Genomic DNA, 20,856 nt, shown 5'->3' with positions numbered 1-20,856 from the left:
CGGACGCACCGTCCCGGCCGCGAGCGCGCCCAGGCCGTCGGGGCGGGCGGCGGGGACGCCGGACCGGCAGGCCCAGGCGAGAGCCAGGCGGCCGGTCACGCAGGCGGTCACCAGGGCGTGCCAGCCCGTCGCCGACAGCGCGCCCGCCTGGATGAGCAGCGTGAACACCATCGTCATCACGCCGAACGGCCCGATGTCCGACTTTTTCATGATGTCGAGCGCCTGAGCGGCGGGCTTGCCGCTTCCCAGGCCGTCTGCCAGGTCCGCGAGCCCGTCCAGATGCAGGCCACGGGTCAGCACGGCCAGCGAGCCGAGCGCCAGGCCCGCGCCCAGCAGCGGCGGACCCGGCAGCAGCAGCGCCAGCCCCGCCAGCGCGCCCAGCACCAGCCCCACGGCCGGGGCCAGCACCATCGCCTGCCCCACGACGTCGCGATCGACCCGCGTCACCCGCACCGGGAAGACGGTGAGCATGCCGAGCGCGAAGCGGGCCCCGTGCGTCACGACGCGCCGCCCCTCACGCCGCCCATAGCAAGGCCCCGATCCGTCAGAACAGCTCGTCCAGGAGCCGGTAGTAGTCCAGGCGGCGTCGGTCGGGCTCGGGGAGGCCGTAGGCGTCCAGGAAGCTCGCGACGGCCGGGCCTTCCAGCTCGCGCAGCGCGATGGACAGGTCCGTGTACCGGTCGGCCACGCCGAGCGCGCTCACGTCGATCAGCACGGGATCGCCGGTCAGCGGCGCGAGCACGTTCCCGGGCGTGAAGTCGCCGTGCGTGACGACCAGGTCCTCCTCGGCGGGGCGCGCGGCGACCAGTCGCTCGTAGACCTGCTCGGGGGTGAGCCCGGCGTGGTCGTCGTCGAAGTCGCCCGCGTCCACCAGCCCGGCGCGGACCCGCTCGCGGGCCTGGGGCAGCCTGACGTCCAGGCGCGCGTCGAACGGGCACTCGCGCACCGGGACGCCGTGCAGGGCGCGCAGCGCCTCACCCATGACCGTCCCGGCCCGTGGGGACGCGCTCTCCCGCTCCAGGCTGCGCCAGCCGACGTCCTCCAGCACCAGCGCGTCACCGTCGAACGCCACGACGGGGGGCACCTTGGCCCAGCGCTCCAGCCAGCGCAGCCGCTCGTGCTCCGCCCGTGCCAGCGGCCCCTGCTTGATGTAGAACACGTTCGACGGCGAGGTGACGCGCAGGGTCTCGCCACTGAGGCCCTCGTGGTCGTCCGACCAGATGGCATCCTCTCCAAACAGGTCCAAGATCCGCCCGGGAAGTCGCATAACGGTCGATCCTATGGCAGCCCACTAGGGTGGCCGGATGCACGTGGTTCAACTCGAAGGCGTAGGAGTCCGGGTCGTCGGCAGGACACTCCTCAGCGGAGTCGACTGGCGGGTGGAGTACGGCGAGCACTGGGCGCTCCTCGGTCCCAACGGCGCGGGCAAGACGACGCTGCTGTCGCTGGCCGCCGCCGTCCGGCACCCCAGCGAGGGCACGGTCAGCGTCCTCGGCCACCGCCTCGGCCGGGTGGACGTGCGCGCCCTGCGCCGCCACATCGGCCTCGTGGCGGCCAGCCAGCGGCTCATCGACGAGCAACTGCTGGAAGAGGAGGGCGCGACGGCCCACACGGTGGTCCTCACCGGCCACACGGGCACGAGCGCGCCACTCTGGGACAGGTACGGCGAGCCCGAGCGGGAACGCGCGCTCCGGCTCCTGGCGGACCTCGGCTGCAAGGACCTCGCCGACCGTCCGTTCCAGGTGTGCTCCCAGGGCGAGCGGGCCCGGATCAGGATCGCCAGGGCCCTCATGGGCGACCCCGCGCTGCTCCTGCTCGACGAGCCGTTCGCCGGGCTCGACCTCCCCGCCCGCGAGGACCTCGTCGAGGCGGTGGAGGACCTCGCCGCGACCCGCCCGGTGCTGACGACCGTGACGGCCACCCACCACCTGGAGGAGGTCCCCTCGACGACGACCCACGCCATGTTGCTGCGCGACGGCCGCGTCCTGGCGGCGGGGCCGGTCGCGGAGGTCCTCACGCCGGCCAACCTGTCCGACTGCTACGGCCGCCCCCTTCACGTGGACCGCCTGGACGGCCGCTGGTACGCCCGCGCCGTCCGCTCCTGACACCGTCAGCGCGGGCCTCAGAGGGGGAGGAGGCGTCCCGCGATCACCACGCAGACGTCCTCCGACTCGGCCGCCAGGCGTTCGTTGAGGCGGCCGAGGGCGTCTCTGAAAGCACGTCCGCTGGATGTGGCGGGCACCACGCCCATGCCGACCTCGTCCGACACGGCCACGATCCGCTGGGCGGCGCCGCGCCACGCCGCGACCAACTCGTCACAGCGGGCCTCCACCGGGGCGCGGTCGCCGTCCCAGGCGCCGTGCTCGTCGAAGACGGCCGCCAGCCAGGTGCCCAGGCCGTCCACCAGCAGGGGCGCGGTGGCCGCGCGGATCGCCGCCGCCAGGTCGGTCGTCTCCAGCGTCGTCCAGTGCGCGGGCCTGCGGTCCCGGTGCGCGGCCACCCGCGCCGCCCACTCCCCGTCGCCGCTGGGCCCGGTGGTGGGTCCGGTGGCGACGTAGGTGACGTGCGGCTCGGCGGCCAGCCGCAGCTCCGCCTCGGCGGACTTGCCCGACCGCGATCCGCCCAGGACCAGCGACCGGCGAGCCTGTCCGGCGGGCGGTGGCGGCGGTTGCGCGGTGTCGATCGTGGTCCCGTCCGGGACGGCCCTGGCGCCCCACAGCCCGAGGCGCCGGACCAGCTCGTCCTCGGACCGGACCCGGTGGTCCAGCCCGACCGCGACCACCTGGGTGACGCCGGTGACGACGCCCGCCCGCCGCAGCAGCCCGAGCCGCTCCGGCCGGTCGAGCAGGTCGATGAGCACGACGTCGCACGGCCCGGCTCCCTCCGCGGGGACGGACGCCCCGGACGGCACGCACAGCAGCCGCCGCCCGTCAGGCCCCGCCAGCCCGTAGCCGCGGGCGAACGCCAGATACCCGTCAGGCACCCGGTGAAAGGGGAACCGCCGCACCACACCGTCGACGACCAGCTCGAACGGACGCCGGTGCTGGGACGGCAGCCGCCCGCACGAGGCGCACCGGCACCCCGTCTCCGGCCACCCGCCGTCGCCCGCCGTCCCGGCGAGAAAGACCTTCACCGGGCAGAGCGTACAAACCCCGGAGGCGAACGGGGCGGCGGCCCCGGGGGTTGACGCCGCAACACGATGTGCGCGCAGCATCGATTGACCTCCGAGCTCGGGAGTAGGGTTCCAGTGCCGTCGGAGGGCGCGTCGGCGAAGCTGCGGAGAAGGAGCGTATGGCATGACATGGCGGTGGCGTTTTGAGAATGCGAACGGTGCCGAGGTGACCGATCGTCCGTTGCCGCGAGAGGTCTTTCCCAGCCAGGCCGACGCGGAGTCCTGGCTGGGCGAGAACTGGCGTGAACTGCTGGATTCCGGGGTCGAGCGGGTGGCCTTGCTGGAGGAGGACCGGGTGGAGTACACCGGGTTGTCATTGCGCCCGGAGTGAGGTCCGGAGAGGCGAAAACCCCTTGAGCGCCGTCACGGCTCAAGGGGTTTCTGGTGCCCGGGGTGGTTACGGGCGCTTCGCCGGGCTGGCCGTCCTGGACGGGTCGCGCTCCACGAGCGAGCCGAGCACGCCGTCGATCCGCTCCAGCACCTCCGGCTCCAGCTTGACGCCCGCCGCCTTCACGTTGTCGCGCACCTGCTCGGGACGCGTCGCGCCGACGATGGCGCTGGCGACGTTCGGGTTCTGCAGCACCCAGGCCACCGCCAGCTGGGCCATGCTCAGCCCCAGGTCGGCGGCGATCGGCTTGAGCTCCTGAACCTTGGTGAGGACCTCGTCGTCCATGAAGCGGGCGATCATGCCGCTGCCGCCCGGGTCGGTGGCCCTGGAGCCCGCGGGCGGCTGCTGGCCCGGCAGGTACTTGCCGGTCAGGACGCCCTGCGCGATCGGCGACCAGACGATCTGGCTGACGCCCTCCCGCTCGCTCAGCGGCACGATCTCCGGCTCGATGACTCGCCACAGCATCGAGTACTGCGGCTGGTTGGACACGATCCGGTCGAAGCCCATCTCGTCGGCGATCTTCAGCGCCTGGGCGATCTGGTCGGCGCTCCACTCGCTGACGCCGACGTAGAGGACCTTGCCCTGCCGGACGAGGTCGTCGAACGTCTTGAGCGTCTCCTCCAGCGGAGTCTCGTAGTCGAAGCGGTGGGCCTGGTACAGGTCGACGTAGTCGGTCTGCAGGCGGCGCAGCGAGCCGTGGATGGACTCGGTGATGTGCTTGCGCGACAGGCCGCGGTCGTTCGGCCCGGAACCGGTCGGCCAGTAGACCTTGGTGAAGATCTCCAGCGACTCGCGCCTGACGCCCTTGAGCGCGCGGCCGAGCACCTCCTCGGCCTTGGTGGCGGCGTAGACGTCCGCCGTGTCGAAGGTGGTGATCCCCTCGTCGAGGGCGGCCTGCACGCACTGCTTGGCGGCATCCTCCTCGACCTGGGAGCCGTGGGTGAGCCAGTTGCCGTAGCTGATCTCGCTGACCATGAGACCGCTACGGCCGAGGTGACGGAATTCCATGTACCCGACCTTAGGCCGTCGCGGGGATCGGTCCGATTCGGGATAGGGTGCGCGACGTGCTGAAGCTCGTACGGGGGGCGCTGACGGCGGCCGTCCTGACCGCGATCGCGGTACGGCTGCGCCGCCGTGCCCGCAGGGCCGCGACGGAAGCGGAGCCGCGGCCGCACGGCCCCGAGCCGATCCTGGGCCGCCCGACGCGGGCGGAGCGGGCCCGTTACGCGGTGCGCGGGAAGTCGCGGCCCACGCCGGCCCTGTTAGGCGTGGGCGCGCTGGTCGCGATCGTCTTCGGGGTCTTCGCCCTCACCTGGACGCCCGGCCACGAGCGGGAGGAGGACCCGCTCGGACAGCAGGCCCGCGACGCGGTGAGACGGTCGGCCGCGGCCGCCACCAGCACCGCCACGCCTCCCGCCGTCGGGTGGACACCGCCGCCGGAGGTTCCCGACCCGAACTGCCGCCCGGAACGGCGCCCCGTCGCGGTCCGGCCGCTGGACCCGAAGGTCAAGCGCGCGGTCGACCGTCAGTGGCGGCGTGTAGAACGCTGGCTGAAGTCGCACGCGCCGCGCAGCTACGCCACGCTCGGCCGGCCCGGCAGGGCCAGGACGATCGCCGTCGCCGAGTCGCAGATGGGCGTGCGCTTCCCCGACGACCTGCGCGCCTCGCTGCTGCGCCACAACGGGGCCCGCGCGTTCGGCTTCGCCCCCTGGCACGACGGCGCCGGCAACCTCGGCGTCCGCGAGATCAGGGACACCTGGCGGCACCTGTGCCGGAGCTTCCCCACTGACACGGGGCCGGATCCGCGGGGCGAAGCGTGGAACGGCCGGATGATCCCGTTCCTCTCCTTCCAGGAACGCCAGGGGGAGGAGATGGAGTACGCCCTGATCGACTCCGCCGTGGGCGACGTCGGCTGGGACGACACGGTCTCCGGCATGGCCTTCCGCCGCATGCCGTCGTACTACGCGCTGATGCGCGCGGTCGCCGACGCCCTCGAGCGAGGCGGGCCCGTCTGCGGGGCCCGGCCTCTGGTCGAGCACGGGATGTTGCGCTGGACGGACGCCGACCTCGACGAGGCGTACAAGGCGGGCTGCTGAGCGGCTACTTCTTCGGCGGCACCGGCTTGCCGCCCGGCAGCACGGCGGGCGGGGGGAAGCGCAGCTTGCGGATCTGCAGGGCGCGCATCGCCGCGTAGAATCCCACACCCCGCAGGCTCTCGTTCGGGTGCTTCTCCGCCACCAGCTTCTTCACCCGCCAGGCCACGTAGACCGAGGTGAACAGCACGCCGATCATCATGATCGGCCAGCCGATCGTGATCACGTAGCTGAGCACGATCGGGCGGATGTCGGCCGGCCACGGCACCCAGGTGGCGAGCAGGATGAGTAGCGAGAAGGGAAGGAAGTACTGGCTCGGCAGCCGCCTGGAGTCGACCCAGTCGCGCGCGAACTTGCGCGCCGGGCCCTTGTCGCGGGCGGGGAAGTACCGCTCGTCACCGGCGAGCATGCCCTTGCGAGCGCGCTCGCGCTCGGCCGCCTGCCTGACCTTGGCCTGCTGGTACGCCTCTTTGCGGTCCTTGGGCGCGGTGACGGGCTGGCGCCGCCTGCCTTCGGCATCCCGGCGCTTGGGTGTGGGACGACCCTTACCCTGGGGCTTAGGATCGTCAACGGGGACGGGGGTGTCGTCCACGGATGTTTGGGAACGGCGTCGCAACACGCGTCAACCCTACCTGGACTGCAACTTAGTGACGCCCCCGTGCGTTATGCGTAGGGTAATCCCAAGGTGGCTGTGATGCCTTGGGTGAACACCAGCACGACCTAGAAGGGGACGGCCGACGCGCATGAGCGTGATGAAGAGACTTTCAATGATCTTCAAGTCCAAGGCCAACAAGGCCCTGGACAAGATGGAGGATCCGCGCGAGACCCTTGACTACTCCTATCAGCGGCAGCTCGAGCTGCTGCAGAAGGTGCGCAGGGGCGTGGCGGACGTGGCGACCTCGCGTAAGCGGGTGGAGCTGCAGATCAACGGCATCGAGCAGCAGGCCAAGCGGCTCGAGGACCAGGGCCGCAAGGCGCTGTCCGTCGGCCGCGAGGACCTCGCCCGCGAGGCCCTGCAGCGACGCTCGAACCTGCAGACGCAGATGGCCGATCTGAAGATCCAGCATGACAACCTGCAGGCCGAGGAGGAGAAGCTCACCACGGCTTCCCAGCGGCTGCAGGCCAAGGTCGACTCGTTCCGTACGAAGAAGGAGACGATCAAGGCGACGTACACCGCCGCCGAGGCGCAGACGCGCATCAACGAGGCCTTCTCCGGCATCTCCGAGGAGATGGGCGACGTCGGCCTCGCGATCCAGCGCGCCGAGGACAAGACCGCGCAGATGCAGGCCCGCGCCGGCGCCATCGACGAGCTGCTCGCCAGCGGCGCGCTCGACGACTTCAGCGGCACCCGTGGCGACGACATCCAGGCCGAGCTCGACCGCATGGGCGGCGGCATGGACGTCGAGCTGGAGCTGGCCCGGATGAAGGCCGAGCTCGGCCAGGGTCCCGCGCCGAAGAGCGCGATCGAGCAGGGCCAGCCGCAGCAGCAGGCTCAGCCGCAGCAGACCCAGCAGCTACGCCAGCCGGGGGAGGGCGCATGATTGTCCGGATCATGGGCGAGGGGCAGGTCGAGATCTCGGCCGACGACATCGCCGTGCTCAACGAGCTCGACAGCGAGCTCGAGTCGGCGATCGAGTCCGACGACGAGGCCGCCTTCCGCGTCAAGTTGCACGCGCTGCTCGACAAGGTGCGCCAGGTGGGCAAGGCGCTTCCCGACGACAGCCTTGAGCCGTCAGAGCTGATCCTTCCCCCCGCGGACGCCTCGATCGAGGAGGTCCGGGAGATGCTGGGCGACCAGGGCCTCATCCCGGGCTAGACCGTGGGCACCCGGTTCGCGTCCGACCACGGCCTCACCAGCCGCATGGTCGTGACGATGTTCCTGCTCGGGCTGCTGTACGTGGCCTTCGTCGGCGTCCTGATCAGCCTGGGCGTGCAGGCGGTGACCGTGCTGGTGATCGCGGGGGTCCTGCTGTTCGCGCAGTACTTCCTGTCCGACCGCATCGCGCTGTTCGCGATGGGCGGGCGGGAGGTCTCGCCGCAGGAGGCCCCCGAGCTGCACGGTCTGATCGACCGGCTGTGCGCGCTGGCCGACATGCCCAAGCCACGGGTGGCGATCGCGGATTCCGACGTCCCCAACGCGTTCGCCACCGGCCGCAACCAGAAGAAGTCGGTCGTCTGCGTGACGACCGGTATCCTGCGCCGCCTGGAGCCCCAGGAGCTGGAGGGCGTGCTGGCCCACGAGCTGTCGCACGTCGCCCACCGCGACGTCGCGGTCATGACCATCGCCTCGTTCCTCGGCATCGTGGCCGGCCTGATGACGAGGTTCGCGCTGTACACCGGTCTGGGCCGCAGCCGCGACAACAACACCGGCGGCGTGCCGGTCGGGCTGATCATCATGCTGGTCTCGATCGTGGTGTACGCGATCAGCTTCCTGCTCACCCGAGCGCTGTCGCGCTACCGCGAACTGGCCGCCGACCGGGCCGGGGCGCTGCTCACGCAGCGGCCATCGGCGCTGGCCAGCGCCTTGACGAAGATCTCCGGCGACATGGCCAGGATCCCGACCCAGGACCTGCGCGAGGCGGCGCCGTTCAACGCCTTCTACTTCGCCCCGGCGCTGGCCAAGGGCGAGTCACTGGCGAATCTGTTCTCCACCCACCCGTCGCTCGAACGCCGGCTCGAGCAGCTGGCGAAGATCTCCGCCCAGCTCGGAAGGGGCTGACCGCATGGGCTGGCTCGACGCCCTCCTCGGCCGGTCGAAGCCGGTCAAACCCAACCTCGACGCGCTGTTCGCGCTGCCGTCCGCCGCCGTGACGCTGCAGGCCGCGACCGGGCTCGTCCCCACCGGCCTCGGCTCCGTCGCGTTCCGGGCCGCGGAAGGCGGCGCGTTCGCCACCCTGGAGCGGGACGTCAAGGCGTTGCTGGGCGAGCGGGTGGAGGAGTCGTCCGACGAGTACGGCTACACCTGGCTGCTGGTGCGCCGCTCGCCCGACGCGCTCGGCGATCTGGTCACCGAGCTGCACGCGGTCAACTCCTCGCTGGAGGGCGAGGGGTTCGGGCCGTCGCTGCTGTGCTCGCTGGTGTCGTTCGCCGACGACAAGGGGCGGCGGCTGGCGGTGGTCTACCTGTACAAGCGGGGCACCTTCTACCCGTTCGGGCCGCTGCCGGGCCAGCGCCGCGACAACGCGCTGGAGCTGCAGGCCAGGGGGGCACTGGAGGGCGAGTTGCCGCTGGAGCAGGACCTCAGCCGCTGGTTCCCCGTCTGGGGCGCCCCCGGCCTCTAAGCCCTCCCACCCGGGCGTCCGCGCCCCTCATCCGGGCGTCCACGCCTCCCGATCCGGGCGTCCGCACCTCCCTCCCCGTCTGAGACGTTGCGCCTTCCCGGCCGTGGGCCCCTCTGGGGCGGGACCTTTCGCCTCTCCTCTGGGCCGCTGTAATGTGACGAATGCGCAGAGTGTTCTAATGCTCACGTGGAGCGAAGGTTGTTCGTACTTGCGGCTTCTGCGTTCATCGTGGGGGCCGTCCTGTACAGCGCGTGGGTCACGGGCCAGTTCACGACTCCCGAGGTCGACAGGACCGAGGGCTTCGTCAGCGAGCTGGCGGCCGGCGACCAGCCCTGGACGCACCTGTTCCGGGTCAGCGGCGGCTTCTCGGGGCTGGCCTGCCTGGCCGGGGTGGCGCTGGCCCCCAGGACGCGGCGCGGGTGGCAGGGCTGGCTCGCGCTGGCCGGCTTCGCCGTCCTGACGGGCGCGCAGAACCTGTTCCCGCTCGACTGTGCCGCGCTCAGCGACCCCGTCTGCGGATTCGGCGAGTTGTCGTCGGCGCACTACCTGCACCTGGCGGCGGGCACGCTGGCCACGGCGGTCGTGCTGGCCGCCATGGTGCTCCTCAGCCTGCGCTGGCGCGCGCGGGTGGCCTGGGTCATCACGGGCCTGACGCTGGCCGTCACTCCCGCCGTGCCGCTCGCCGCCGCGGTGGGCCACCTGGCGGGGCTGGCCGACCGTGCGCAGGTGACGCTGGTCGCGATCTGGCTGGTGTACGTCGCGCTCCGGCTGCTTTTGCTGGACGATCCGGTCAGGACGGGCAGACTGCACGTGCGGGAGCAGGGCTCGGGCCCCGCGGTGATCATCAGCCCCGGCCTGGCAGGAGCCTGGTCTCCGTGGGACCGGGTGGCCGACGGCCTGGCCCGCAGCCACCGGGTCGTCCGGTTCGACCGTCCGGGGACGGGGCTCAGCTCGCCCTCGCCCGAGCCGCCCACCCTGTACGACGAGGCGGCCAGGCTGGCCGCGCTGGCGCCCGCGCACCCCGAACAGGTCACGGTGGTCGCCCACGCGATGGCCGCCTGGCACGCTGAGGCGTTCGCCAGGCTGCACCCGCTGCGTGTCTCCAGGCTCGTCCTGGTCGAGCCCGCCTGCGCGGACCGGCGCGGGCCCGCCACCTCGAGAAGGGCGATCGTCGCGTGGCTGCCCGCGCTCGGCGGCACATGGGGCGCGGCGGCGCTGGCCCGGGTCGCGGGCCCGGCCGCGTACCGGCTGCTCACGGGGGCGCCCGACAGGGAGGGCGCCTTCCGCAAGGGGCGGGTGCTGGCCGGCGTCGCGGGGGAGTGGCTCTCCTGCCGCGACATGGCCGCCGAGCTGCGCCGCATCAGGGCCGTCCACGCCTTTCCCGACGTGCCGGTGACGGTGATCAGCGCGGGTCGCAGGTCCCACTGCCATGAGCGGCTGGCGAGCGAGCTGGACGCGAAGTACATCCGGCTGCCCGACTGCGGCCACCACGTCCAGCTCGACGATCCCGACTCGATCATCGCGGCGGTGATCTGACAACGCACTCAGGGAGGTCTCCGGGGGCCTGGGGGAAGAGCTGACGCCGACCGTCGCGAGCCACCAGAATGGCGAAAAGAAGCCATTTATGGGGGTTTGTAATGGCGGACCTCGCGGCCCTTCGGCCAGGGGGTCCCGAGTCGGTGGGGAGTTACACCCTGACCGAGCGGCTGGGCGAGGGCGGGCAGGGGTCCGTGAAGGGCGCGGGCGAGTGGCGCTTCTTCTGGGACGCCGACGGCCGCTCGGTCGGCCCCTGGGTGGGGTACGAGGCCGTCGTGGTCGATCTGCGCGGCCAGGCCGGGCCGGTGGTGGCGACCGCGTCGAAACCGGCCGAGTTCGACAAGATGGGCTTCCGCTACACCAGGGGAACGCCCTGACCGCTGAGGAGGCGCACGTGGACACGGAACAGCAGCGGATCTCCGTCGTCGGCGAGGGCGCGGTCGAGGCCGCCCCCGACGTGATGCGGCTGAGCGCGGGAGTCGAGGTGCGCAGGGGGACGGCCGCGGAGGCGTTCACCGCGGCCAGGGACGCCGCCGCGAGGCTGGTGCGCGCGCTGCGCGGGGCCGGGATCGCCGACGAGGACCTGCGCACCAGCGAGCTGTCGCTGGGGCCCGAGTATGAGGCGTATCCGAAGGTCGCGGCCTACCGGGCGGCGCAGGGGGTGGAGGCGCTGGTGCGCGACCTGTCACAGGCCGACAGGGTGATCGACGTCGTCGCCGGGGTGGGCGAGGAGGCCAGGCTCAGCGGCGTGGCCTTCGAGCTGTCCGCGCCGGGGAAGGCGCTGGAGCAGGCCAGGGCCAGGGCCTTCCGCGACGCCGCCGCCAAGGCCGCGCAGTACGCGGAGCTGGCCGGACGTCCTCTCGGCCGTGTCGTCTCGGTGACCGAGGAGGCGAGGGGCGGCCCGCAGCCGATGGCGTACGCCACGCTGGCCGCGGAGGAGAGGACGTCGGTCAGTCCCGGACGCCAGACCCTGTCGGCCGGCGTCCGGGTGGTGTACGCGTTCGGCGACCTCTGACCGCGGCGCGGCCCGGTGACCGGTTGCGTCGGCCCCGGCCCGGGCGGCCGGTCAGGGCAGCGCGAGCATGCGGTCGAGGGCGACCCGGGCCCAGTGGGCGGTGCCCTCGTCGACCGTGATCTGGTTGACGACCTCGCCGAGCACCAGCGACTCCAGCGCCCACACCAGGTGCGGCAGGTCGATCCGGTTCATCGTCGAGCAGTAGCAGACCGTCCTGTCCAGGAACGAGACGTTCTTGTCGGGGAAGAGCCGGGCCAGGCGCTTGACCAGGTTCAGCTCGGTGCCGATCGCCCAGCTCGAACCGGCGGGCGCCGCCTCGAGGGTCCTGATGATGTGCTCGGTGGAGCCGATGTGGTCGGCCTTGAGCACCACCTCGTGCCTGCACTCGGGGTGGACGAGCACGTTGACGCCGGGGATGCGGGCGCGTACGTCGTCGACGGAGTCGGCGGTGAACCGGCCGTGCACCGAGCAGTGGCCCTTCCACAGGATCATCCTGGCGCGTTCGAGCTGCTCCTGGGTGAGGCCGCCGTTGGGGCGGTGCGGGTTCCACACCACGCAGTCGTCGAGCGACATGCCCATCTCCAGGACCGCGGTGTTGCGCCCGAGATGCTGGTCGGGCAGGAACAGCACCTTCTCGCCCTGCTCGAAGGCCCACTCCAGAGCCTTCCTGGCGTTCGAGGACGTGCAGACGGCGCCGCCGTTCCTGCCGCAGAAGGCCTTGATGTCAGCGCTGGAGTTCATGTACGTGACAGGAATCACCTGATCGGCGAGGCCCGCGTCCTCCAGCGCCTCCCAGCACTCCTCGACCTGGTCGAACGTGGCCATGTCCGCCATCGAACAGCCCGCGGCCATGTCAGGCAGGATCACCTTCTGCCGGTCGGAGGTCAGGATGTCCGCCGACTCGGCCATGAAGTGCACGCCGCAGAAGACGACGAACTCCGCCTCGGGCCGGGCCGCGGCCTGCTGGGCCAGCTTGAACGAGTCGCCCGTCACATCGGCGAACTGGATGACCTCGTCCCGCTGGTAGTGGTGGCCGAGCACGAACAGGCGGTCGCCGAGCGCCTCCTTGGCCCTGCGCGCCCGCTCGACCAGCTCGGGGTCGGAGGCGGGCGGCAGCTCGCCGGGGCAGTCGACCCCCTTCTCGCTGTGCGGATCCGCGCCCTGGCCGAGGACGAAGAGCGGCAGCCCAGTCTGGGTGGCCATGGCCATACCCCCTTATCGTCGAAGTGACGACTAATGATGACATACGAAGTGGGGCATTTATTCCGGGGGCGGGGGTGACGGGAATGTGTGGCAGAGGGCCGGTGTTGGTAGCGTCTAAGTAGGACGTCGAAAACAGACAGCCGGTTAGGGAGTCAGCAGATGACGGTTGAGAGCAGCGAGACCACGGCGCAGGGCCTGATCCTGACTGACGCGGCCGCCGCGAAGGTCAAGAGCCTGCTGGAGCAGCAGGGCGAAGAGGGCCTGCAGCTGCGCGTGGCCGTGCAGCCGGGGGGCTGCTCCGGCCTTCGCTACCAGCTCTTCTTCGACGACCGCTCGATGGACGGCGACGTGGTCTCGGACTTCGGCGGCGTCAGCGTGGTCACCGACAGGATGAGCGCCCCCTACCTGATGGGTGCCTCGATCGACTTCGTCGACACGATCGAGAAGCAGGGGTTCACGATCGACAACCCCAACGCCACGGGCTCGTGCGCCTGCGGCGACTCGTTCAACTAGGCGGCACGCCCAGGTCCCGCTCGCCTTTGTGCGTGCGGGGCCTTGGCGTATTCTCGTGTGGCTCTGCTGACAACGAGGAAGAAGAATCCCGTGCGCATTGCCGTCACCGGCTCAATCGCGACCGACCACCTGATGACCTTTCCCGGGAGTTTCGGCGATCAGCTGATCGCCGAGCAACTCGACCGGGTGTCGCTGTCATTCCTGGTCGACGACCTGCAGATCCGCCGCGGCGGTTGCGCGGCGAACATCGCGTTCGGCATGGGCTGTCTCGGCCTGTCGCCCGTGCTGGTGGGCGCCGTCGGCACCGACTTCGCCGACTACCGCTCCTGGCTGGAGCGCCACGGCGTCGACTGCGGCTCCGTGCACATCTCGGAGAACCACCACACCGCCCGGTTCCTGTGCACCACTGACGAGAACCACAACCAGATCGCCTCGTTCTACACGGGCGCGATGGCCGAGGCCCGCCTGATCGAACTCCAGCCGGTCGCCGACCGCGTCGACGGCCTCGACCTGGTGCTGATCAGCCCGAACGACCCCGACGCGATGCTGCGCCACACCGACGAGTGCCGCCAGCGCGGCATCCCGTTCGCCGCCGACCCGTCGCAGCAGCTCGCCCGCATGGGCGACGAGCAGATCCGCGAGCTGGTCGACGGCGCGGCCTATCTCTTCTCCAACGACTACGAGAAGGGGCTCATCGAGCAGAAGACCGGCTGGACCGACGAGGAGGTCCTGCAGCGGGTCGGCGTCCGCGTCACCACGCTCGGCCCCAAGGGCGCCGTCATCGACCGCAGGGGCGAGCCGGCCATCAACGTGGCCCCCGCGCCCGAGCGGGGCAAGGCCGACCCCACCGGCGTCGGCGACGCCTTCCGCGCCGGCTTCCTGTCGGGCCTGGCGTGGGGGCTCCCGCTGGAGCGCTGCGGCCAGATCGGCAACCTGACCGCCACCCACGTGCTGGAGCGCGTCGGCGGCCAGGAGTACGAGCTCGGCCAGCGCGTCTTCCTCGAGCGTTTCGCCGGCGCCTACGGGGCCGAGGCGGCCGACGAGGTCGCGGCCTTCGTCCGCTGCCACCACGCCTGATCGATACCGGGCCTGATAACGGGCCTGACGCCGGGCGGTGTCTGCCCCGCCCGGCGGCGGGGCAGCGATCATCCGCTGGCGTAGACCCGGTGGATGAACTCGGCGAGCTGGGCGTCCGGCAGGTGCATGGCCAGGTCGGCCTCGGTGATCATGCCGATGATGCGGCCGTTGTCGATCACGGGCAGCCGCTTGATCTGGTGCTCCTCCATCCGCGACAGGGCCTCCTCGACGGTCGCGTCGGCCGGCACCCAGACCAGCCCGGTCGTCAGGTCGCCCGCCCGTACCCTGGCGGGATCGTGGCCCTCGGCCACGCACCTGATGACGATGTCGCGGTCGGTGATGATGCCGGTGACCCGGCCCTCGGCGTCGCACACCGGCAGCGCCCCCACGTTGCTGTCGCGCATCATCTGGGCGGCCCGGTCCAGGCTCTCGTGCGCGGGAACGCACTGCGCTCCCGAGTGCATCACGTCACGGGCGGTCTCGTGCGAGTGTCCCTTGGTCATGGTGACTTCCCCCCGAAAGTCGGTTTTTGTCCGAAGAGTTCCTACCCGGGGGGCAAGGGTTAATAGTTCCGTCTCACGTGGATCGCCCAGCCGCCTCCCGGCAGCTCGTACGAGCCCACGTGCCGGTGCGACTTCAACCGGCACCAGGCCGGGACGTCCGTGTAGGCGGCGGGATCGTCGGCCAGGACGGAGACCACCGCGTTGAGCGGAACGTAGTTGATCTGCTCGGCGAGCATGATGATCGGGATCGGGCACTTCTTGCCCAGCGCGTCGATCGTCAGTGCCGGCTGGGTTACCTCGGTCATGCGACTCCTGCGTCCTGACGGATCCTCAGCACCGCCTCGGGCAGCACGGCGAGGAATCTGTCGACCTCCGCCGCGGAAGTGCCCCTGGGCAGCGAGACCCGGACATTCCCATGCGTGAGCACGCCCATCGCCTCCAGAACATGCGATGGACGAAGCGTACTTGCGGTGCACGAACTCCCTGACGATACCGCGAAACCGGCCTTGTCCAGCTCTGTCAGCAGCGCCTCGCCGTCGACGTAGAGGCAGGAGAAGGTCACGATGTGCGGAGCGCGCTCGACGGGATCGCCGATCACCTCCACGTCCGGGACGATCTCCGGCACCGTCCGCCTGATCCGGTCGACGAGCCCGCTGAGCCTCGCCCCTTCCTGGGCCGCCTCCGCCGTCACCGCGCGCAGGGCGGCCGCCGCCGCGACGATGGCGGGGACGTTCTCGAACCCCGGAACCCTGCGGCGCTCGCGCTCGTCCTCCGGCAGGAACGAGCGGAACCGCGTGCCCTTGCGCACGGCCAGCACCCCCACGCCCGCCGGGCCGCCCCACTTGTGCGCGCTGGCCGTCAGCACCGACCAGCCGGGCGGGATCGGCATCCTGCCGGCCGTCTGCGCCGCGTCGACCAGCAGCGGGACGCCGTGCTCCCGGCAGGCCGCGGCGACCTCGGCCACCGGCTGGAGCGTGCCGACCTCGTGGTTGGCCGTCTGCAGGCAGGCCAGGGCCGTGCCCTGCGCCGACACGGCCGCGGCGAAGGCGCCGGCGTCGACCCGGCCGGTCAGGCTCACCCCGATCTTCTCGACGGTGCCGCCGTCGCGTTCGTGCACGTCGGCGGCGTGCAGCACGCTGGAGTGCTCCACCGCGCCGGTGACCAGCCTGTGCCCCGCGCGTCTCCTGCCGTGTAGGGTGCCGAGCACGCCGAGGTGCACCGCCTGCGTGCCCGAAGAGGTGAACGACACCTCGTCAGGGCGCGCGCCGAGCGCCTCGGCCACCTCCGTGCGGGCCTGCTCCAGTAGCAGGTGGGCGCGTCGGGCCTGGCCGTAGAGCCTCGTGGGGTCGGCCCAGCCGGAGTCGATCGCCGTCAGGAGCGCCTCGCGCGCCTGGGGGTGCAGCGGCTCGGTCGAGGCCGCGTCGAAGTACGCCACGTCTCTTATCGTCCCACTTGCGGCACGCCATCAAGGGGGCGCGCGGGAGGGCGGGGTGCCTTCACGCTAGTGTGTCTGCAATCAGCTGTGCATGTTGGAATACGAGCGCCCAGGAGCGAATCCTGGGCTTCATCTGTGGGGTAGGCGATCCGTGAGTCCGACTCGCCGTTCGACGCGGCGTTCGTTGGCCCGGCGCAGGGTGCCGCGCGCCGCCGCTTTGGCGTTGCTGCTGGCCTCTGCCACGGCGTGTGCAAGTGACGTTCCCAAGGCCGATTGGTCTCGTGGCCTCCTTCCGGAGCACGTCACCACCCAGGGCGACGCGATCCAGAGTCTGTGGAACGGGGCCTGGATCGCCGCACTCGCCACGGGTGCCGTAGTCATCGTCCTGATCGTGTGGGCGTGCATCTTCCACGTCAAGCGCAGGGCGCGGGCCGAACTGCCTCCGCAGGTGCGCTACAACCTGCCGATCGAGATCTTCTACACCTTGGTCCCGCTCGTCATGGTGTCGGTGTTCTTCTTCTTCACCGCGCGTGACAGCCGTGACCTCGAGCACCTGTCGGCGAACCCCGACGTGAAGGTCAAGGTCGAGGCGTTCCAGTGGAGCTGGCGTTTCACCACCACGACCAACGGCAAGACGCTGCCGCAGGTCGTCGGCCAGCCGGTGAGCGACTACCACCAGGGCCCCCAGCTGGTCCTGCCCGTAGGCAAGAAGGTGCAGTTCGAGCTCGAGTCGCCCGACGTCATCCACTCCTTCTGGGTGCCGGCGTTCCTGTTCAAGCGCGATGTCATCCCCGGCATCCCCGCGAACAACAAGGGCCGCTACTTCGAGATCACCACGCTCAACAAGCCCGGCGTCTACGCCGGCCGCTGCGCCGAACTGTGCGGAGTCGACCACAGCCGCATGCTGTTCTCGGTGAAGCTCGTTCCGCAGGCTGAGTACGACCAGTACGTTTCCGCACAGGCTGGGAGCCCCCAGTGACCGCCATCCAAGAACCCCTCACGACGACGGCCAGGCCCATGACCAAGGGCCAGGTGATCGCGAAGTGGCTGTCCTCCACTGATCACAAGATCATTGGGCACCTCTATCTGATCACGTCGTTCGCCTTCTTCCTGATCGGCGGCGTCATGGCGCTGATCATGCGGGCTGAGCTGGCCCAGCCGGGGCTCCAGTTCACCAGCAACGAGCAGTTCAACCAGCTGTTCACCATGCACGGCACGATCATGCTGCTGATGTTCGCGACGCCGCTGTTCGCCGGCTTCGCCAACGAACTGATGCCGCTCCAGATCGGCGCCCCCGACGTGGCCTTCCCGCGTCTCAACATGGTCAGCTACTGGCTCTACCTGTTCGGCAGCATCATCGCCGTGTCGGGGTTCTTCACCCCCAACGGCGCGGCCGCCTTCGGCTGGTTCGCCTACACGCCGCTGTCGAGCGCGATCAGCTCGCCGGGCATGGGCGGTGACCTGTGGATCATGGGGCTGGCGCTGTCGGGCCTGGGCACGATCCTCGGCTCCGTCAACTTCATCACCACGATCATCTGCATGCGCGCACCCGGCATGACCATGTTCCGCATGCCGCTGTTCACCTGGAACGTGCTGCTGACCAGCATGCTCGTGCTGATGGCCTTCCCGGTGCTGGCCGCCGCGCTGCTCGCCCTCGAGGCCGACCGCAAGCTCGGCACCCACATCTTCAGCACCGAGACCGGTGGCGCGCTGCTCTGGCAGCACCTGTTCTGGTTCTTCGGGCACCCTGAGGTGTACATCATCGCGCTGCCGTTCTTCGGCATCGTGACCGAGATCCTCCCGGTCTTCAGCCGCAAGCCGATCTTCGGCTACATCAGCCTCGTCGGCGCGACGATCTCGATCGCCGGTCTGTCGATCACGGTCTGGGCGCACCACATGTTCCCGACCGGGCAGGTGTTGCTACCGTTCTTCTCGTTCATGACCTTCCTCATCGCAGTGCCGACAGGTGTGAAGTTCTTCAACTGGGTCGGCACGATGTGGCGAGGGCATCTCACGTTCGAGTCGCCGATGCTGTTCTCGATCGGCTTCCTGATCACCTTCCTCCTGGGCGGTCTGACGGGCGTCATCCTGGCCTCGCCGCCGCTCGACTTCCAGATCAGCGACAGCTACTTCGTCGTCGCGCACTTCCACTACGTGGTCTTCGGCACCGTGGTGTTCGCCATGTTCGCGGGCTTCTACTTCTGGTGGCCCAAGTTCACCGGCAAGATGCTCAACGACAAGCTCGGCAAGGTGCAGTTCTGGCTGCTGTTCATCGGCTTCCACACCACCTTCCTGGTACAGCACTGGCTGGGCGTGCTCGGTTTCCCGCGTCGCTACGCCGACTACAGCGCGGCCGACGGCTTCACCGACCTGAACTTGATCTCGTCGATCGGCGCGTTCGTGCTGGGCCTGTCGGTGCTGCCGTTCGCGTACAACGTCTGGACGACCTGGCGCAACGCGCCGAAGGTCACCGTCGACGACCCCTGGGGGTACGGCGGCTCGCTCGAATGGGCGACCTCCTGCCCGCCGCCGCGGCACAACTTCACCAAGCTGCCGCCCATCCGGTCCGAGCGTCCCGCGTTCGACCTGAAGTACCCGCACGTGTCCGCCAAGGCCGCTCAGGAGGTTGAGGCCTGATGAAGGTTCAGGGTTGGCTGTTCCTGCTGTGCGGCCTGTTCTTCGCCGGAGTCGACATCGCCTACTGGTTCTGGACCAAGGCGGCCACCGGCCACGGTGAGCCGGTCGGCACCACGGCCATGGCCATCTCGGTCGGCTTCGCGTTCATGATCGGCTACTACCTGATGTTCACGGCGCGCCGCATCGGCGCCCAGCCGGAGGACAACAAGCAGGCCGACATCAGCGACGGCGCGGGCGAGATCGGCTTCTTCAGCCCGAGCAGCTGGTGGCCGCTGTTCCTCTGCCTGGCGGCGGCGTTCGCCTTCGCCGGGTTCGTGGTCGGCTTCTGGATGTTCCTGATCGGTCTGTTCGCGGTCATCATGGCCATGATCGGATTTGTCTTCCAGTACTACCGGGGTAACTTCTCCCACTAACGCCGTACTGCCTGAGCGGGTGCCCTCCTGTCCGGAGGTCGCCCGCTTTTTGGCGTTCTTTACCAGGTCGCGGATGTGGCCAATCGATCACCCTGGGTAATAAGGGAGTGAACAGCTCGAACTCGGACTGGGGAGGACTCGTGGGACGAGTCGCTTGTGGATCGGGAGGCCTGCTGCTCTTGGCGCTGCTGACGTCGTGCTCGACGAGCAGCAGCTCCGCGAACGAGACGGGCAAAGTCCCGCTCGCGGACGCATCGGTAACCGTCGCCCCCCTGGACAAGTCCCAGAACGTGCCGACCGACCAGACGGTGGTCGTGGCCGCTCAGGGAGGCACGCTGCGGAGTGTCCGGGTCGAGAGCAAGGCGGGCGGCCTGCGGGGCGTCCTGAGCGCCGACAGGACCCGCTGGCGCAGCAGCCGCACCGCCACCCCCGGCACCACCTATACGATCACCACGGTCGCCGTGAACGCCGACGGCAAGCAGAAGGAGACCACGAGCACGTTCACCACGGTCAAGGCCACCAAGACCTTCGACGTCGAAAGCGTCACGCCCAACAAGGACGACACCGGGCTGACCGTGGGCGTGGGCATGCCCGTCATGATCACCTTCAACCAGCCGATCACCGACCGCGTCTCCGTCGAGCGCAACCTGTCCGTCAGCAGCTCCAAGCCGGTCCAGGGCGCCTGGCACTGGTTCGACGACCGCCACGTCGACTTCCGGCCGCAGCAGTACTGGCCCGCCCACACCGACGTCCGCGTGGACGCCCGGCTGGCGGGCGTGCGCGGCGGCGAAGGGCTGTACGGCAAGCGCGACCTCGCGCTCAAGTTCAAGATCGGACGCTCCCAGATCACCAGGGGCAGCACCAACGAGCACGTCCTGACGGTCAAGCGCGACGGCAAGACGGTCCGCACGATGCCGATGAGCGCGGGCCAGGGAGGCGAGTGGAAGTACTACACGACGTCCGGCATCCACCTGGCGATGTCCAGGGAGCCCGTGACCGTGATGGTCTCGCCGGGGATCGGGCCGGGCTCGCCCGGGTACTACCAGCTGACGGTGTACAACACCGTCCGCATCTCCAACAGCGGCGAGTACGTCCACAGCGCGCCCTGGTCGGTGGGGTCGCAGGGCAACTCCAACGTCAGCCACGGGTGCGTGAACGTCAGCCCGGAGAACGCGGCGTGGTTCATCGAGAACACGCTGATCGGGGACCCGATCATCATCACCGGCTCGCCCAGGAAGCTGGAGCCCACCAACGGGTGGGGGCACTGGCAGGAGAGCTGGAAGGAGTGGCTCAAGTGGAGCTCGCTCAAGGCCGCTTCCACCGACGACCTCTGACCGGCCGGCGGACGGCGACCGACGTCCTGTAACCGGCTCGCGACCGGCGGGGCTTCGGTCTACCGCCTCATGATCGACCGCCAAGCGGCCGGGCCGCGGGCCGTGTCGGCTGCCCTGCCCTGCCTGCCTGCCGGCGGCGGGGCGGGGTGGCGCGGCGGGGTCAGACGTTCGGCACCATCTTCTGGATGCTGAACAACGCCTGGCCCTCGGTCCACTGGAACCTCTACGACTACTACTTCAAGCCCGGCGGCGGCTA

Annotated in this window: 25 protein-coding genes; 16 read left to right on the top strand and 9 right to left on the bottom strand. The window is 70.3% G+C overall.

Annotation, left to right across the window (positions count from 1 at the left end):
• The coding region (locus ABZ297_RS39400; protein ID WP_355357149.1) for an adenosylcobinamide-GDP ribazoletransferase at positions 1-471 on the bottom strand (471 nt) is incomplete at its 3' end.
• A gap of 73 nt (positions 472-544) precedes the next feature.
• Entirely contained in the window at positions 545-1,246 is a 702-nt protein-coding gene (locus ABZ297_RS39395; protein WP_355357145.1) for an aminoglycoside 3'-phosphotransferase, read from the bottom strand.
• A 58-nt stretch (positions 1,247-1,304) separates the two neighbouring features.
• On the opposite strand from ABZ297_RS39395, the gene ABZ297_RS39390 reads away from it, so the two are divergent.
• Positions 1,305-2,105, top strand: coding sequence for an ATP-binding cassette domain-containing protein (locus ABZ297_RS39390; RefSeq protein WP_355357143.1), 801 nt, complete (start codon positions 1,305-1,307; stop codon positions 2,103-2,105).
• A 17-nt stretch (positions 2,106-2,122) separates the two neighbouring features.
• Here ABZ297_RS39390 and ABZ297_RS39385 read toward each other — a convergent pair whose 3' ends face one another.
• Entirely contained in the window at positions 2,123-3,133 is a 1,011-nt protein-coding gene (locus ABZ297_RS39385) for a bifunctional adenosylcobinamide kinase/adenosylcobinamide-phosphate guanylyltransferase (RefSeq protein ID WP_355357141.1), read from the bottom strand.
• Between the two features lie 163 nt (positions 3,134-3,296).
• Between ABZ297_RS39385 and ABZ297_RS39380 the strand changes: the two genes are divergently transcribed.
• Complete coding sequence (locus tag ABZ297_RS39380) at positions 3,297-3,503, top strand: hypothetical protein (RefSeq protein WP_355357139.1); 207 nt, start codon at positions 3,297-3,299, stop codon at positions 3,501-3,503.
• 66 nt (positions 3,504-3,569) lie between these two features.
• On the opposite strand, the gene ABZ297_RS39375 is transcribed toward ABZ297_RS39380, so the two are convergent.
• Positions 3,570-4,568 (bottom strand): aldo/keto reductase family protein, encoded by a 999-nt coding sequence (locus ABZ297_RS39375; protein ID WP_355357137.1) that lies wholly within the window; start codon positions 4,566-4,568, stop codon positions 3,570-3,572.
• Positions 4,569-4,624: 56 nt separating this feature from the next.
• Here ABZ297_RS39375 and ABZ297_RS39370 point away from each other — a divergent pair, with 56 nt between their 5' ends.
• Positions 4,625-5,656 (top strand): SMI1/KNR4 family protein, encoded by a 1,032-nt coding sequence (locus ABZ297_RS39370; RefSeq protein ID WP_355357135.1) that lies wholly within the window; start codon positions 4,625-4,627, stop codon positions 5,654-5,656.
• Positions 5,657-5,660: 4 nt separating this feature from the next.
• Here the strand turns inward: ABZ297_RS39370 and ABZ297_RS39365 are convergent, their stop codons facing one another.
• Positions 5,661-6,245, bottom strand: a complete 585-nt coding sequence (locus tag ABZ297_RS39365; protein ID WP_355357133.1) for a DUF3043 domain-containing protein — start codon at positions 6,243-6,245, stop codon at positions 5,661-5,663.
• 151 nt (positions 6,246-6,396) lie between these two features.
• On the opposite strand from ABZ297_RS39365, the gene ABZ297_RS39360 reads away from it, so the two are divergent.
• The 7 genes from ABZ297_RS39360 (at position 6,397) to ABZ297_RS39330 (ending at position 11,485) form a co-directional block, all read left to right on the top strand.
• Positions 6,397-7,194 (top strand): PspA/IM30 family protein, encoded by a 798-nt coding sequence (locus ABZ297_RS39360; RefSeq protein WP_355357131.1) that lies wholly within the window; start codon positions 6,397-6,399, stop codon positions 7,192-7,194.
• Positions 7,191-7,469: a hypothetical protein gene (locus ABZ297_RS39355; protein WP_355357129.1), complete on the top strand. Its 279-nt coding sequence runs from the start codon at positions 7,191-7,193 to the stop codon at positions 7,467-7,469. Before ABZ297_RS39360 ends, ABZ297_RS39355 begins: the two co-directional genes overlap by 4 nt.
• 3 nt (positions 7,470-7,472) lie before the next feature.
• Complete coding sequence (gene htpX / locus ABZ297_RS39350; RefSeq protein ID WP_355357127.1) at positions 7,473-8,372, top strand: zinc metalloprotease HtpX; 900 nt, start codon at positions 7,473-7,475, stop codon at positions 8,370-8,372.
• A gap of 4 nt (positions 8,373-8,376) precedes the next feature.
• The gene (locus ABZ297_RS39345; RefSeq protein WP_355357125.1) at positions 8,377-8,934 is read left to right on the top strand and encodes a hypothetical protein; all 558 of its coding nucleotides are present in this window, start codon (positions 8,377-8,379) and stop codon (positions 8,932-8,934) included.
• A 186-nt stretch (positions 8,935-9,120) separates the two neighbouring features.
• A complete protein-coding gene (locus ABZ297_RS39340) occupies positions 9,121-10,470 on the top strand; it encodes an alpha/beta fold hydrolase (RefSeq protein WP_355357123.1) in 1,350 nt (449 codons plus the stop codon).
• Between the two features lie 143 nt (positions 10,471-10,613).
• A complete protein-coding gene (locus tag ABZ297_RS39335; protein ID WP_355357121.1) occupies positions 10,614-10,847 on the top strand; it encodes a hypothetical protein in 234 nt (77 codons plus the stop codon).
• Between the two features lie 17 nt (positions 10,848-10,864).
• A complete protein-coding gene (locus ABZ297_RS39330; protein WP_355357119.1) occupies positions 10,865-11,485 on the top strand; it encodes an SIMPL domain-containing protein in 621 nt (206 codons plus the stop codon).
• A 51-nt stretch (positions 11,486-11,536) separates the two neighbouring features.
• Here the strand turns inward: ABZ297_RS39330 and nadA are convergent, their stop codons facing one another.
• Positions 11,537-12,694, bottom strand: a complete 1,158-nt coding sequence (nadA, locus tag ABZ297_RS39325; RefSeq protein WP_355357117.1) for a quinolinate synthase NadA — start codon at positions 12,692-12,694, stop codon at positions 11,537-11,539.
• Positions 12,695-12,847: 153 nt separating this feature from the next.
• On the opposite strand from nadA, the gene erpA reads away from it, so the two are divergent.
• A complete protein-coding gene (gene erpA / locus ABZ297_RS39320) occupies positions 12,848-13,201 on the top strand; it encodes an iron-sulfur cluster insertion protein ErpA (protein WP_043638338.1) in 354 nt (117 codons plus the stop codon).
• Between the two features lie 90 nt (positions 13,202-13,291).
• On the top strand, positions 13,292-14,278 hold the full coding sequence (locus ABZ297_RS39315) for a carbohydrate kinase family protein (protein WP_355357115.1): 987 nt from the start codon (positions 13,292-13,294) through the stop codon (positions 14,276-14,278).
• Between the two features lie 68 nt (positions 14,279-14,346).
• Here ABZ297_RS39315 and ABZ297_RS39310 read toward each other — a convergent pair whose 3' ends face one another.
• From ABZ297_RS39310 to ABZ297_RS39300, 3 genes are read right to left on the bottom strand one after another with little or no spacing between them, the layout of a single operon-like run.
• On the bottom strand, positions 14,347-14,781 hold the full coding sequence (locus ABZ297_RS39310; protein ID WP_355357113.1) for a CBS domain-containing protein: 435 nt from the start codon (positions 14,779-14,781) through the stop codon (positions 14,347-14,349).
• Between the two features lie 59 nt (positions 14,782-14,840).
• Positions 14,841-15,086 carry a sulfurtransferase TusA family protein gene (locus tag ABZ297_RS39305; protein ID WP_350806415.1) on the bottom strand — a complete coding sequence of 82 codons (246 nt, stop codon included), beginning with the start codon at positions 15,084-15,086 and terminating at the stop codon, positions 14,841-14,843.
• Positions 15,083-16,216: an aminotransferase class V-fold PLP-dependent enzyme gene (locus ABZ297_RS39300; protein ID WP_355357111.1), complete on the bottom strand. Its 1,134-nt coding sequence runs from the start codon at positions 16,214-16,216 to the stop codon at positions 15,083-15,085. Before ABZ297_RS39300 ends, ABZ297_RS39305 begins: the two co-directional genes overlap by 4 nt.
• 184 nt (positions 16,217-16,400) lie before the next feature.
• On the opposite strand from ABZ297_RS39300, the gene ABZ297_RS39295 reads away from it, so the two are divergent.
• The 4 genes from ABZ297_RS39295 (at position 16,401) to ABZ297_RS39280 (ending at position 20,600) form a co-directional block, all read left to right on the top strand.
• Positions 16,401-17,195, top strand: coding sequence for a cytochrome c oxidase subunit II (locus tag ABZ297_RS39295; RefSeq protein WP_355357109.1), 795 nt, complete (start codon positions 16,401-16,403; stop codon positions 17,193-17,195).
• A 38-nt stretch (positions 17,196-17,233) separates the two neighbouring features.
• Positions 17,234-18,853, top strand: coding sequence for a cytochrome c oxidase subunit I (ctaD, locus tag ABZ297_RS39290; RefSeq protein WP_355357147.1), 1,620 nt, complete (start codon positions 17,234-17,236; stop codon positions 18,851-18,853).
• Positions 18,853-19,266: a cytochrome c oxidase subunit 4 gene (locus tag ABZ297_RS39285; RefSeq protein ID WP_355357107.1), complete on the top strand. Its 414-nt coding sequence runs from the start codon at positions 18,853-18,855 to the stop codon at positions 19,264-19,266. Before ctaD ends, ABZ297_RS39285 begins: the two co-directional genes overlap by 1 nt.
• A 140-nt stretch (positions 19,267-19,406) precedes the next feature.
• A complete protein-coding gene (locus ABZ297_RS39280; protein ID WP_355357106.1) occupies positions 19,407-20,600 on the top strand; it encodes an Ig-like domain-containing protein in 1,194 nt (397 codons plus the stop codon).
• The last annotated feature ends 256 nt before the right edge of the window (positions 20,601-20,856 follow it).

The sequence above is a fragment of the Nonomuraea sp. NPDC005983 genome, assembly GCF_040614375.1.
In the GTDB taxonomy this organism is placed as follows: domain Bacteria; phylum Actinomycetota; class Actinomycetes; order Streptosporangiales; family Streptosporangiaceae; genus Nonomuraea.
This window is presented reverse-complemented; position numbering and strand designations above follow the sequence as displayed.